Origin of the sequence: Variovorax saccharolyticus, from assembly GCF_030316765.1 — a bacterium.
In the GTDB taxonomy this organism is placed as follows: Bacteria; Pseudomonadota; Gammaproteobacteria; order Burkholderiales; family Burkholderiaceae_C; genus Variovorax; species Variovorax saccharolyticus.
In genome coordinates this window covers 124,652-138,346 of sequence record NZ_JASZYT010000013.1, presented here as the reverse complement: position 1 = coordinate 138,346, position 13,695 = coordinate 124,652, and the positions used below count along the sequence as shown (strand labels likewise).

At 69.3% G+C, this 13,695-nt stretch carries 10 protein-coding genes; 4 read left to right on the top strand and 6 right to left on the bottom strand.

Annotated elements, in window-relative coordinates; genetic code table 11:
- Positions 1–113: 113 nt before the first annotated feature.
- Entirely contained in the window at positions 114–473 is a 360-nt protein-coding gene (locus QTI45_RS31120; protein WP_286657099.1) for a hypothetical protein, read from the bottom strand.
- Positions 474–663: 190 nt separating this feature from the next.
- Between QTI45_RS31120 and QTI45_RS31115 the strand changes: the two genes are divergently transcribed.
- Positions 664–4,734: a PAS domain S-box protein gene (locus tag QTI45_RS31115; protein ID WP_286657098.1), complete on the top strand. Its 4,071-nt coding sequence runs from the start codon at positions 664–666 to the stop codon at positions 4,732–4,734.
- A 232-nt stretch (positions 4,735–4,966) separates the two neighbouring features.
- Positions 4,967–6,388, top strand: a complete 1,422-nt coding sequence (locus tag QTI45_RS31110; protein WP_286657097.1) for an FAD-binding oxidoreductase — start codon at positions 4,967–4,969, stop codon at positions 6,386–6,388.
- Positions 6,389–6,454: 66 nt separating this feature from the next.
- Here the strand turns inward: QTI45_RS31110 and QTI45_RS31105 are convergent, their stop codons facing one another.
- The 5 genes from QTI45_RS31105 to QTI45_RS31085 all read right to left on the bottom strand — a co-directional run bounded on the left by QTI45_RS31105 (position 6,455) and on the right by QTI45_RS31085 (position 11,066).
- Entirely contained in the window at positions 6,455–7,417 is a 963-nt protein-coding gene (locus QTI45_RS31105; protein ID WP_286657096.1) for a hypothetical protein, read from the bottom strand.
- A gap of 205 nt (positions 7,418–7,622) precedes the next feature.
- Positions 7,623–8,324, bottom strand: a complete 702-nt coding sequence (locus tag QTI45_RS31100; protein WP_286657095.1) for an SDR family oxidoreductase — start codon at positions 8,322–8,324, stop codon at positions 7,623–7,625.
- 45 nt (positions 8,325–8,369) lie between these two features.
- Positions 8,370–9,605 (bottom strand): NAD(P)/FAD-dependent oxidoreductase, encoded by a 1,236-nt coding sequence (locus tag QTI45_RS31095; protein ID WP_286657094.1) that lies wholly within the window; start codon positions 9,603–9,605, stop codon positions 8,370–8,372.
- A 30-nt stretch (positions 9,606–9,635) separates the two neighbouring features.
- Positions 9,636–9,989, bottom strand: a complete 354-nt coding sequence (locus tag QTI45_RS31090; protein ID WP_286657093.1) for a RidA family protein — start codon at positions 9,987–9,989, stop codon at positions 9,636–9,638.
- A gap of 111 nt (positions 9,990–10,100) precedes the next feature.
- Positions 10,101–11,066, bottom strand: coding sequence for a LysR family transcriptional regulator (locus tag QTI45_RS31085; RefSeq protein WP_286657092.1), 966 nt, complete (start codon positions 11,064–11,066; stop codon positions 10,101–10,103).
- Between the two features lie 80 nt (positions 11,067–11,146).
- Between QTI45_RS31085 and QTI45_RS31080 the strand changes: the two genes are divergently transcribed.
- Together QTI45_RS31080 and QTI45_RS31075 are read left to right on the top strand one after the other, a co-directional pair.
- On the top strand, positions 11,147–12,136 hold the full coding sequence (locus QTI45_RS31080) for a Bug family tripartite tricarboxylate transporter substrate binding protein (protein ID WP_286657091.1): 990 nt from the start codon (positions 11,147–11,149) through the stop codon (positions 12,134–12,136).
- 4 nt (positions 12,137–12,140) lie between these two features.
- Positions 12,141–13,685 (top strand): amidase, encoded by a 1,545-nt coding sequence (locus tag QTI45_RS31075; RefSeq protein ID WP_286657090.1) that lies wholly within the window; start codon positions 12,141–12,143, stop codon positions 13,683–13,685.
- The last annotated feature ends 10 nt before the right edge of the window (positions 13,686–13,695 follow it).

The window sequence follows — 13,695 nt, the reverse complement described above, 5'->3', positions numbered from 1 at the left end:
GGTGCGACCCACAGGAATCGAGCCCTGGTTAGGCTGCTGGGTGAAGTGCCAGTTGGAGAGCTAAGTCGTTGTCACTCAATGATTTTGTAGACTTTCACTTTGCTGTCTCCTCACTACTTCGCGCTCACCACGCTCGCCCGCACTGCGCCCTCTCTGAGGGACACCAGGACCCCTTCCCGCCTGACCAGCTTCACGCAAGACTCATTCATGGGGGCCTTGTTCCACGTGGTGCAGTAGCCGCCCGCCGAATCCATGCGCCATTTGCCGACGTCGTTGTACGCGCCTGAAACCGTCGCCTTGCCGGTCGGTGCGAGTGCGACGTTGACGATCTTGCCGTCGAACATCTTCCATTCGATCGTCTTGCCGACGATCTGCGTCAGGATGTCCTGCTCGGTCAGCGGCACATCCTGGCTCAAGGCCTGACCTGCAGCGACCGAGAGTCCCATGGCAACGAGTGCTGAACGAAGCGTCATGCTGGCTCCTCGAGGTAGTGGCAAGCCAGTTTGAAGCCCGGCCGCAGTGGGCTCATCACCCCGTTGCGGCTTGACACCGCCCCAAGCCGGCCAGCGCGTGCGGAGCTCCCGCTGTAACCGGCAGGTATCCGCGCGGTATCGCCATGGCAATGAAGCTGCGTGCGCCGGCGCGGCGACCTAGACTCGGGCCATGGCTGTCCCGGAACGCCGTCCTGGCCCCACCGCCTCCCTGGCGTGGACTGACGCTGCCGACGCGATGTACCGCGCCGCACAGGCCGTGGCGGGCGCCAGCGGCCCCGGCACCATGGCCGACCTGGTTCAGGAACTCGCCCGGATCCTGGGGGTGGCGACCGCCTTCGTCGGCGTTTTCACGGACAGCTCGCGCAACAGCCTGCACACCCTGGCCGCGGTGTTCGACGGCCAGGCCGTGGCCAACTTCGACTACCCGCTGAACGCTTCGCCCTGGTCGGAGGCGGTCGGCCGGGCCTGCCGCTTCGTCATTCGCGGCATCCCCGCCGCCGAGTTCACTCCCGGGACTGTCTTCGCGGACAAGGGCATCGATTCCGGCGCCGCGTTCCCGCTCCATGGCGCCGACGGCAGGCCGCTCGGATTGCTGGTGGCAATGGATCGCCAGCCGATCGCCGACACGACGCTGGCCGAGGCGCTGCTGAAGATTTTCGCCAGCCGCATCATCGCGGAGATCGAGCGCAGCAGTGCCGACGAGGCGCTGCGCGCTGCGGCGCTGGCGGTGTCGGCCGCCAGCGGCGAGTCGGTGTTCGCCGAGCTGACGCGCTATCTGGCGATGATCCTGAATGTCGAGATGGCGTTCATCTCGCGTCACCAGGCCGAAGATGGCGACGCCCTGCACATGCTGGCGATCTTCAGCGACGGCGAGATGCGGCGCGGCCTTCGCTACCCCGTCAAGGGCACGCCGTGCGAGCATGTGCTCGGCCAGCGCTTTCGCGCCTACCCGTCGAAACTGCGCGAGCTGTTCGAGCTGAACGAGGAGGTCCGGCTGCTGGGCGCCGAGAGCTATGCCGGCCTGCCGCTGAACGATGCGCAAGGGCGGCCGCTGGGCACCATCGGCATCGTCTCGCGCCAGCCGCTGGCCAACGTCGAGCGCATCGAGTCGATGCTTCGAATCTTCGCCGGCCGTGCCGCGGCCGAGATCGAGCAGCTGGGCGCCCGCGAGGCCTTGCAGCGCTCGGAGGCCAGCTACCGCGCGATCTTCGAGGCGTCGGAGGATTCGATCTTCATCCACGACTGGGACAGCGGCGCCATCCTCGACGCCAACCCCAAGGCCTGCGAGGTCTACGGCTACGACCGCGACCAGCTGTGCCGGCTGTCGCTGGCCGACATCCGTTCGGGGGAGGCGCCCTACTCCGCCGAGCAGGGCCTGGCCCATATGCAGCTGGCCAAGCTGGGGCGCTGTCCACCGTTCGAGTGGCATCGACGCAGCCGCAGCGGCGAGTTGCGCTGGGACGAGGTCCGGCTCAAGCCGGCCATGATCGGCGGGCGCCATCACATCGTGGCCTTCACGCGCGACATCACGGACCGCAAGGCTGCCGTCGAGGCCTTGCGCTCACGCGAGGAGCAGTACCGCGTGATCTTCGCCGGCAGCGCCGATGCGCTGGCGCTGTGGAACGACGAGTTGTGCATCGTCGACGTCAACCCGGCGTTCGTGCGGATGTTCGGCTATGCCCGCGACCAGATCATCGGCAAGTCCCTGCCCCCCAACATCGGCGTCCACGAGCGCGCCCTGCGCGTCGAGCGCATACGGGCGGCGCTGGCCGGCGAGGAGGGGGTGATCGAAACCCGCGGGGTGCGCCAGGATGGCAGCGCCTTCGACATCGAGCTGCGCTACCTGCCGATCGGCTACGCCGGCGCGCCCCACGTGCTGGTGGTGGGACGCGACATCACGGAGCGCCGGGCGGCGCTGGCGGCCCTGCAGGCACAGGAGCAGAAGTATCGCGCGATCTTCGATGGCAGCGTCGACTCGATGGTGCTGTGGAGCCAGGAGCTGCGCACCATCGATGTCAACCAGGCCTTCGTGCGAATGACCGGCATGGCGCGCGAGCAGGTGGTCGGCAGGCACTGGACCGAACGCCCGGATGCCAAGGACATGGAGCGCCTGATCGGCTTCATCGAAGCGGCGCTGCAAGGCCGGGAGACACAGGCCGTCGAACCGGTGTCGCGCGCCGACGGCAGCGCCTTCCACATCGAACTGCGCTACATCCCGGTGCGCCTGGGCGACCGCCCCTACGTGCTGGGCGTCGGCCGCGACGTCAGCGAGCGGCTGGCGAGCGAGCGGGCGCTGCGCGCCAGCGAGGCCCAGTACCGCGGCATCTTCAACGCCTCGGCCGACGCGCTGGTGCTGCGCGCGGCCAACTTCAGCATCGTCGATGCCAATGCGACCTACGAACGCATGAGCGGCTACAGCCTGGCCGAGGTGCTGGGGGTGGACCGGGTGCTGGCCAACCCGCCCGAGATCATGGCGACGATACGCAGCCTGCACGAACGGGCGCTGGCCGGCGAAGCCGTGCGCCTCGAGACCGAACTCGTGCGGCGCGACGGCGAGCGCTACGACCTCGAGCTGCGCGGGGTGCCGATCGTGCACCACGGCGAACCGCACGTGCTGTACATCGGGCGCGACATGACGCAGAGCAAGCGCGCCGAGCGGGCCCTGCGCAACAGCGAGGAGCAGTACCGGGCGATCTTCAACGCCTCCGCCGACGCATTGGTGGTGCGCGACGCCGACTACCGCGCGGTCGACGTCAATCCGGCCTATCTCGAAATGAGCGGTTTCACGCGCGACGAGGTGCTGAGCGCGGCGCGGGTGCTGACACAGCCCGACATGCTGCTGCAGCAGCGCCACTGGGACCAGCACGCCGACATCCTGGCCGGCCGGCCGGTGCGCTTCGAGGCGCCGGGCATGCGCAAGGACGGCAGCCCGTTCCACCTCGAAGTCAGCGCGATGCCGGTAACCTACCGCGGCGAACCGCACGTGCTGTACGCGGCGCGGGACATCACCGAGCGACGGGCAGCCGAAAGCGAGCGCCAGGCGCTGGAGGCGCAACTGCGGCAGGCACAGAAGATGGAAGCCATCGGCCAGCTCACCGGCGGCATCGCGCACGACTTCAACAACATCCTGACCAGCGTCATCGGCTACCTCGTGCTGGGCCAGGAACGCGCCGAGCTGCTGGGCGATGCCCGGCTCACGCGCCAGCTGAGCCAGGCCCACATCGCCGCCCAGCGGGCGCGCGAACTGATCGCGCAGATGCTGGCCTTCGCGCGGCGCCAGCGGGGCCGGCGCCGGACCCTGGCCTTGGGCCCGCTGGTCGGCCAGACCCTGCAGCTGCTGCGCGCCACGCTGCCGTCTTCGGTCTCGCTGGATTTCGTTGCGCCGCCCTCCGCCGGCGGCGACGAACTGCACGTGGCCGTCGATGCCGTGCACCTGGAACAGGTGCTGTTCAACCTGTGCATCAATGCCCGCGACGCGATTGCCGGGTCGGGGTGGATCCGGGTGCGCCTGGGTCGCCATGGCGGCGGTTCGTTCTGCGCCTCATGCCGTGCGAGGGTCGAGGCCGGCCACTGGGTCGAGTTGAGCGTCGCGGACAGCGGCAGCGGCATCGCACCGGATCTGATCGACCGCATCTTCGAGCCTTTCACCTCCAGCAAGGAGGTCGGCCGCGGCTCGGGCATGGGCCTGGCGATGGTGCACGGCATCGTGCACGACCACGGCGGCCATGTGCTGGTGCAGACATCCCCGGGCGCCGGCTCGGTGTTCCGCGTCCTGCTGCCGCCGGCCAGCGGGGACGCCGCGGACGCGCCCGGCGTGCCGGCCGCGTCGAAGGACGCCGAAGCGCTCTGCGCGCGCGTGCTCGTGGTCGACGACGAAGCCATGGTCGGCGACTTCATGGTCGAGCTGCTGTCGGGCTGGGGCATCGAGGTGGTGCTGCATCGCAGCCCGCTCGAGGCGCTGGCCTGGCTGGAGGACCGGAGCCAGGCGCTCGACCTGCTGATCACCGACCAGACCATGCCGCAGCTGGACGGCCTGCAACTCGCGCAGCGCGCGGCCGCGCTGCGCCCGGGCCTGCCGGTCCTGCTGTACACCGGCAACGCCGACGGCGTCGACGAGGCCGAAGCGAAGCGCCATGGCGTCTGCGGCGTGCTGCACAAGCCGGTCGACAACGAGTCGCTGCACGCGATGATGAAGTCCTGCCTGCAGCGGGCGCGCGCCAGCGCCCTCCCCGGCTGCTGAACCCGCGCCGGCGGATACGGGCGCGATACAAAGGCGCGGCGCCGCGACACGCGGGCAATACCAACGACTTGCAGACTCCGATGCACGCCGCCGCGCCGTGTGCCCTGCTCCGGTCGGCGGCGCTGCCGCGGCTGCCTGAGCTCAGCAGCATCACCCACGCTTCGCCAGTGCGACCGGACGCTGCGCGGTGCATCCACCCCGTATCCGGCCGCACCGATGAGGAGAACTTTCCATGGTTGACTTTCACACCACCCAGGGCGGCAAGGTCGGCATCGCCGACGAGCCGATCGCGGCGCTGCGTGCCGCGCTGCGCGGCAGCCTGCTGATGCCGGCCGACGCCGGCTACGACGTGTCGCGCACGCTGTGGAACGGCATGGTCGACCGCCGGCCGGCGGCGATCGTGCGCGCCGCCGGCGCCGCCGACGTGATGCAGGCCGTGGACTTCGCGCGCACGCACCAGCTGTTGCTGGCGGTCAAGGGCGGCGGCCACAACATCGCCGGCAAGGCGGCCTGCGATGGCGGCCTGATGATCGACCTGTCGGCGATGAAGTCGGTGCGCGTCGACCCCGCGGCCAAGCTGGCGCGCGTCGAACCCGGGGCGCTGCTGTCGGACTTCGACCGCGAGACGCAGGCCTTCGGCCTGTCCACCCCCACCGGCATCAACTCCACCACCGGCATGGCCGGCCTCACGCTCGGCGGCGGCTTCGGCTGGCAAAGCCGCAAGCGCGGGCTCACCATCGACAACCTCAATGCGGTCGACGTGGTGCTGGCCTCCGGCGAGTTCGTGCAGGCGAGCGCGACGAAGAACGCCGATCTGTTCTGGGCGGTGCGCGGCGGCGGCGGCAACTTCGGCGTCGTGACTTCGTTCGAATACCGGCTGCATCCGCTGGGCCCCGAGGTGCTGGCCGGGCTGGTCGTCTATCCGCTCGAACAGGCCAGGCAGGTGTTCGAGGGCTACAGGAACTTCGCCGCCGCGGCCAGCGACGAGATGACCACCTGGATGGTGCTGCGCAAGGCGCCGCCGCTGCCCTTCCTGCCGCCGGAGGTGCATGGCAAGGAAGTGGTGGTGGTCGCCTTCTGCTGGATCGGCGAGCCGGGCCGGGGCGAGGAACTCGCCAGGCCGCTGCGCAGCTTCGGCACGCCCGCCGGCGCGCATGTGGGCCCGATGCCCTTCGCGGCCTGGCAGACCGCGTTCGACCCGCTGCTGCAGCCGGGCGCGCGCAACTACTGGAAGTCGCACGACTTCGTGGCGCTGACCGGCGAGGTCGAGCGCATCCTCTGCGAAGCGATCACCCGTCTGCCGAGCGACGAATGCGAAGCCTTCATCGGCCAGCTGGGCGGGCAGATCAATCGCACCGGGGTCGGCGACACGGCCTATCCGCATCGCGACGCCGAGTTCGTGGTCAACGTCCACACGCGGTGGCGCGATGCTGCGGACGACCGCAAGTGCATCGACTGGGCGCGCGCCCTGTTCGATGCGCTGACGCCGCATGCCACCGGCGGCGTCTACGTGAACTTCATGCCGGAGGACGAGATGCAGCGCGTGGCGGCCGGCGCCTATGGGCCCAACTACACCCGGCTGGCGGCGCTGAAGGCGAAGTACGACCCGGCCAACCTGTTCAGCCAGAACCAGAACATCCGGCCGCAAGCCTGAGCCTTCGGGCGCAAAAAAAGGGTGCCGGCGGGTCATTCCCCGCCGGCACCCTTTTTGCCGAAGCGCTCAGGCGGCCATCGGAAGTTCGCGCTGCTGCGGCACGGCGTACATCAGCGGCGCGAGCGCGGTCCCGATGCGCGCGCCCTGTGCTTCGTCGAGCATCGGGAACAACAGCTTCTGGAAGCGCGCATCCGTCACGCCCGAGACGATGTACTGCCAGCGGTAGGCCTTGAGGACCGTGTCGTGGATCTGCCCTCGTTGCGCGTCGCTGAAGAAGGTGCCCGCGATGGCGCAAAAGTAATGCGCGTCCGCCGCCGCCTGGGCCTGAAGGATGCCGTCGACCGCGCCGACGAGCGCGATCAGGTCGTCGACCGCGGCATCACGCTCGGCGGGGCCGATCTTCTCGTTCTCGGCGACGAACTCGAGCTCGTCGAGGATGGCGTGCTGCGATTCCTCGCGCCAGTGGAACAGGAAGACGTCCTTCCACAGCGCCGAGGTATCGGCATCGGGCTCGATGCTGGCGCGGTAGTGCGCCTGCGTGAACAGCTCGATGTCGAGCGTCAGCGCCAGCACCGACCAGGTGCTCTTGCCCAGCACGGCCTGCGCCACCGCGTTCGGCTCGGCCGTCATGACGTAGCCGGCAGGCATGTCGGGTGCCATCATTTCCTCGAGGCGGCGGAACAGCGCCTGGTGCTTGATCTCCTCGTCGGTCATGCGTACCAGCGCTTCCAGCGCAACCTGGTCGCCGAACACATGCTCGCGGCTCAGCTCCATGACCTTCGACGCGATGAAGCGTTCGGCCAGGCCGAAGATGTAGGCGTAGGTGCGGCCCTGAACCTGGCTCAGCAGCCGCCGGTCGGCCGCGCTCAGGAACCCGATCTCCTGCACCAGCGACAGGCCATCGGGCAGGAAGGTCTTGCTGTAGTCGAACTGGCGGCCGCGGATGACGTCGCGCTCGATTTCCCAGCGCACGCGCTTGGACACCTCGATGACCTTGGCGTAGCGGTCGGTGTGGGTGGACGGGGACATGCTGATGCTCCTTCGCTGATTGACAAGAGGCCGAACCTGGCCGGAGGTCGGGCCTTGCGGCCCCCTTGCCGGCTCCGGGCTGCGTCGAAGCGCAGTCGAAGACGGCATGGCGGCCAGTCTGCTCAGCGTTGGTATCCGGCATGCATCCGCGGATCGCGGCTGTGTCGCCGTTGTGTAGCGTCGGGCGTTCGCGCGGGCTCGGGCGCTACAAGGAGCGCATCAAGCCGCCGTCGATGCGAAGGCTCTGTCCCGTGATGTACGCGGCCTCTTCCGAGGCCAGGAAGGCAATGGTTGCCGCGACCTCGTCGCTGGTGCCGTAGCGTTGCATGGGCACGCTCTCGCGCCGCTCTTCCTTGGCGGGCAGGCTGTCGATCCAGCCGGGCAGCACGTTGTTCATGCGGACGTTGGAGGGCGCGTACTGGTCCGCGAAGAGCTTGGTGAAGGCGGCGAGTCCGGCCCGGAAGACGGCCGAAGTCGGGAACATCGAACTGGGCTCCAGGGCCCAGGCCGAAGAGATGTTGATGATCGCGCCGCCCTTCTGCTTCTCCATCACGGGCGTGACCAGGCGCGTCGGCCGGATCACGTTGAGCAGGTAGATCTCCATGCCCGTGTGCCATTGCTCGTCGGTGAGCTCGAGGACCGGCGCCTTGGGTCCGTGGGCCGCGCTGTTCACCAGCACATCGATGCGGCCCCAGCGCTCCAGGGTCTGCTCGACCAGGCGTTCGAGGTCGTCATTCGACCGGTTCGACCCGGTGATGCCGATGCCACCCAGTTCCTTGCCCAGCGCTTCGCCCTTGCCGGACGAAGACAGGACGGCGATCTCGAAACCTGCTGCTGCGAGCTTGCGAGCGGCGGCAGCGCCGATGCCGCTTCCGCCTCCCACCACGATGGCAACTTTCCCGGTCATCTTCTTCTCCTTCAGTGTCGCAAATGCCAAGCACCAGGCGGCGGCTCAAAATCGCGTCGACGCGTAGGGGGCGGGGTCGACGAAAGGTTCAGCGCCTTCGATCATCTCGGCCAGCAGCCGGCCACTCACCGGTCCCAGCGTGAATCCCTGGTGCGAATGGCCGAAATTGAACCACAGGCCCGAATGCCGGGGCGCCGGGCCGATGACGGGCTTCATGTCGACCGTGCAAGGCCGGTTGCCGAGCCAGGGCTCGGCCTCCACCGGCTCCGGCAGCGCGATCAGTTCGCGCGCCGCCTGCTCGGCCTTGTCGAGCTGCACCGGCGTCGAAGGCGCGCCGATGCGGGCGAACTCCGCGCCGGTCGTGATGCGCATGCCGGCCGCCATCGGCGCGATCACCAGGCCGCGCTCCGCATCCAGCATCGGCAGCCGCAGGCCGGGGCCGCCGCGGTAGTGGCGGTGATAGCCGCGCTTGACGAACAGCGGCAGCTTGTAGCCCAGCGTGGTCGTCAGCTCACCGGCCCAGGGACCGAGTGCGATCACCGCATGGCGTGCGTGCAGTGGGCCATCGGCCGTCTGTACCAGCCAGCCTCCACCGTCGGCGCGCAGGCTGGCGGCATCGCCCCGGGCAACATGGCCGCCGAGGTCGATGAAGCGCTGGACGTAGCGCTCGACCAGCGCGCCGGGATCGCTGACCGACCAGGGGTCCAGCCAGTGCAGCGCGCCCGCCAGCCTCGCATGCAGTCCGGGCTCGGCCTTGGCCAGCGCGTCGCCATCGAGCAGCGCGTGGCGCACGCCGTAGCGCTGCTGCAGGTCGGCAGCCCGCGCCGCGGCGGTATTCAGTGCGGCCTCGGTGCGGAAACCGAGGCGATAGCCTTCCTTGCGCACCAGCTCCGAAGCGCCCGATTCGGCGATGAGGACATCGTGTTCCGTCAGGCAGTGTTCGATCAGCCGGCTGTAGTCGCGGGCGATGGGGGCGTATCGCGGCGGCGCCGATGCATGCCAGTAGCGCGCCAGCCGCGGCGCGACCGCGGGCAAGGCGTCGAAGTGGTAGTTGACGTCGATGCCGCGCTTGAAGGCGACGTCGAACACGGCCGACCATTCGCGCGGGAAGGCGTAGGGCTCGACCGCTTCGCGCTGGATGATGCCGGCATTGCCGTACGAGGTCTCGCGGCCGGGCGCCTGGCGGTCGACCAGCGCGACCGAATGACCCCGCCGGGCGAGCTGCAGCGCGGTGCACGCGCCGACCATGCCGGCGCCAAGGACCAATACATCAGTGGGCATGGGGTCGCGCTTCCTGGTGGATCGGCGCGATCAGTCGCGCTGGGCCGCGGTGACCGTGACTTCGAGCAATGCGCCCGGCGCCAGCAGGCGCGCCACCACCGTGGTGCGCACCGGCAGCGGCTCCTGGAAGTGCTTGCGGTATTCGGCGTTGAATGCGCCGAAGTCAGCCTCATCGACCAGGTGCACGGCCACCTGGGTCACGTCGTCGAGGCCCAGGCCCGCGGTTGCGAGCGTGCCGGCGATGCGCTCGAGCACCAGCGCGGTCTGTGCGGCGATGCCTTCGGGGATGCTGCCGTCGTCGGCGAAGGGCATTTCGCCCGACAGGAAGGCCAGGCCCTTGGCCAGGCGGATCTTTGAAAAGGGAAGTGCGGGTGCTTGGGTCATGGAGAAAAATCCTCGAGATGGGCTGCGCCGATTGTGGAGTGATGGCACCGTCCGGGGTTGGCAATAAACTGAAAGCCGAATTGCGATTTTCGCAATGGAAAAGTCGACATCTCACCCTTCCTTGCGCAGCACCTCCCGCAGGTGATCGAGGAAGGCCCGGCAGGCGCCGGGCAGGGTCCGGCCGGCCATGGTCTGGATCTCGAAGTGGCGCTCGTTCATCTCCCGGTCGCGCAGCGGCACGGCGACGATGCCCCCCGCCTTGAGCCGGTTGCGCAGCGCAGCCTCGCCGCTGAGCGCGATGCCGCCGCCGGCCGCGGCGAACGAGATCGAGGCATCGAGCCGGTTGGCCAGGAGCGCGGGCTCGCACTGCAGCCCCTGGCGGCTGCAGCTGATGTCGAACAGCTGGCGCAGCGTCGAATACGGCCCCGGCAATGCCATCGGATAGCCGACCAGCTGCGCGAGCGCCAGCTGCCGCCGCGAGGCGAGCGGATGGTCCTTCGCCATGATCGCGAGGATGGGCGAAGGATGCCGCAGCTCGACGTTGATCTGGCGCTCCGAGCTGGTGCTGAGCGTGACGCCGATGTCGACATCGCCATCGCGAACCAGCTGCGGGATCTCGGCCTGCATGTGAACGTTGAGCGCGAAGCGGATGCCCTTGTACTCGCGCTGGAACTCGGCGATGAGGTTCGGGAGGAACTCGGACGCGAAGCCCTCGGTGCTCGCGATCCGCACCAGGCCGGTCTGCAGGCCGCGCAGCGCCTGGATGTCGTCGGTCACGCGCTCGATGTCCTGCCAGGCGCGCTTGGCGTGCGCGGCCAGCAGTTCGCCTGCGGGGTTGGGCACCATGCCGCGCGAGCGGCGCTCGAACAGCAGGGTGTCGAGCTCGCTCTCGAGGTGCGCGATGTGGCGGCTGACCGCCGAGGGCGCGACATTCAGGCGCTCGGCCGCGGCGGTGACCGAGCCGGTGCGCACGACCTCGAGGAAGTGGCGCAAGGCGGTTTCCTGGAGCACGCGGCGGTTGACGTTCTTGGACACGGGTTGACCCCTATTCGAATTGCGATTATCGCAACGAAACATTCAAATCATGCTGATTGCTGGGAAGGTTTCATCTTCCTACGATGAGGTCTCGCCCCGCCAACACTCCCCACCCCGCCGCCATGCACACCCTCTCCCTGCGTACTTTCGGGCTTGCCGCCCTCGGCGCCTTCAGCGCCTTCGGACTCTCCGCCGCCGCAGTGGCGGAGGACAGCTTTCCCACGCGACCCATCACGATGGTCGTGCCCTTCCCGCCGGGCGGTGGCGGCGATGCCCAGGGCCGGCTGCTGGCCCTGAAGCTGGGCGAGAAGCTGGGCCAGAGCGTCGTCATCGACAACCGGCCCGGCGCCGGCACGGCCATCGGCGCCGCCTTCGTCGCCAATGCCAAGCCCGACGGCTACACGCTGCTGATGAGCTCGGCCTCCACCTACACCCTCAACCCGGCGATCCGCAAGTCGCTGCCCTACGACCCGATCAAGCGCTTCGAGCCGATCGGCATCGTCAGCCGGGTCGGGCTGGTCATGCTGGCCAATCCAGCCGTACCCGTGAACAACGTGAAGGAACTGGCGGCAGCCGCCAAGGCGGCGCCCGACAAGTACGCCTATGCCTCCTTCGGCTCCGGCACCAGCTCGCACTTCGCGGCCGAGATGGCGCTGCAGGCGATCGGCGTCAAGCTGATGCACGTGCCCTACAAGGGCAGCGGCCCGGCCATGACGGACCTGATCGGCGGACAGGTGCCGTTCTCGTTCGACACCGTGACCGCCGCCCTGCCCCAGATCAAGGCCGGCAAGGTCAAGGCGATCGCGATCACGACGATGAACCGCTCGCCGCTGCTGCCCGCGGTGCCCACCTTCGCGGAGTCGGGCTATCCGGCCGCGGTGCTCGACAGCTGGGGCATGGTGGTGGCGCCGCGCGGCCTGCCGCCCGCGGTGCATGCGAAGCTCGAAAAGGCATTGGCCGAAACGATCGCCGATCCGGCCGTGCGCAAGGGCTTCGCCGACCAGGGCGTGGAGGCTCGCTTCGTCGATTCGGCCAAGGCGGCCGCGCACCTCGAGGCCGAACTGCCGCTGATGCGCGCCATTGCCGTGCGCGCCAACATCCAGCCGGAGTGAGCCGATGAGCAACAACGCCGCCCGCCCCGCCCTGGTCGAGCATTCCGCCGTCGCGCTGCGGCAGATGATCGGCAGCCGGCAAATCTCGCCGGTCGAATTGCTGGAGGCCTGCATCGAGCGCATCGAGGCGGTCAACCCGTTCGTCAACGCCGTCACGGCGACCTGTTTCGACCGCGCGCGCGAGGAGGCCCGCGCCGCCGAGCGGGCGGTCCTGAAGGGCGAGCCGCTGGGCCTGCTGCACGGGCTGCCGCTGGGCGTGAAGGACCTGGAACCCACCGCCGGCCTGCTGACCACCTTCGGCTCGCCGGCCTTCCGTGGCCACGTGCCGGCCCAGGACATCGAACTGGTGGCCCGGCTGCGTCGCGCCGGGGCCATCGTGGCCGGCAAGACCAACGTGCCCGAAATGGGCGCCGGGGCGAATTCGCGCAACCCGGTGTGGGGCGCCACCGGCAATCCCTTCGATCCCAACCTGAACGCCGGCGGTTCCTCCGGCGGCTCGGCCGCCGCCCTGGCCTGCGACATGCTTCCCGTGTGCACCGGCTCGGACACCGGCGGCTCGCTTCGCATTCCGGCCTCGAAGTGCGGCGTGGTCGGCTTTCGCCCCTCGCCCGGCGTGGTGCCGAGCGTGCGCAAGCTCCTGGGATGGACGCCGATCTCGGTCGTCGGCCCCATGGGCCGCACGGTCGAGGACGCCTGCCTGCAGCTGGCCGCCACCGCCGGCATGCATGCCGGCGATCCGCTCAGCCATCCGCTCGATCCGCTGGTTTTCCTGAAGCCGCGTGCCGCCGAGCTGGGCCGCTTGCGCGTGGCCTGGACCACCGACTTCGGCAGCTGCGATGTCGACCCCGACATCCGCGCCACCTTCGCCGCCCGGATCGCGGCGATGCGGCACCTCTTCGCCCGCTGCGACGAGGTGCGCTTCGAGCTCGGCGAGGTGCACCGCTGCTTCGACGTGCTGCGCGCCGAGGCTTTCGTCGCCGGCATGCGCGAGGCCTACGACAAAGACCCCGCCAGCCTGGGCGAGAACCCGCGCGCCAACTACGAGCTCGGCGCCAGCATGACCCTGCTCGACAGCGCCTGGGCGCAGGCCGAGCAGACCCGCATCCTGCAGCGCTTCCAGGCCACCTTCGCCGACTACGACCTGGTGCTGGCGCCGACCACGCCGGTGTCGCCCTTCCCGTGGACGCAGCCTTACGCGCGGGTGGTCGACGGCAAGACGCAGTCCAACTACTACCGCTGGCTGGCGCTGACCTACGTCACCACGCTGACCACCCATCCTTCGCTGGCGCTGCCCTGCGGCACCGACGCCAGGGGCATGCCCTTCGGCCTCCAGGTCGTCGGCCCGTTCCGGGGTGACCTGCAGGTGCTGTCGGCCGCCCTCGCCATGGAACAGGCCTTCGCCGGGTATCCTGCGTTGCGGCGCCCCCGCCCCGACCTGGCGGCCCTGCGGATGCCGCAGCCGGCGCTGGACTCGATCGTCACCGCGCCGCCGCCCGCGAACTGGCGCGAGCCCGGCTTTGCGGGCGGCCCCGCCACTTCGGTGGTCTAGGAGAACCATG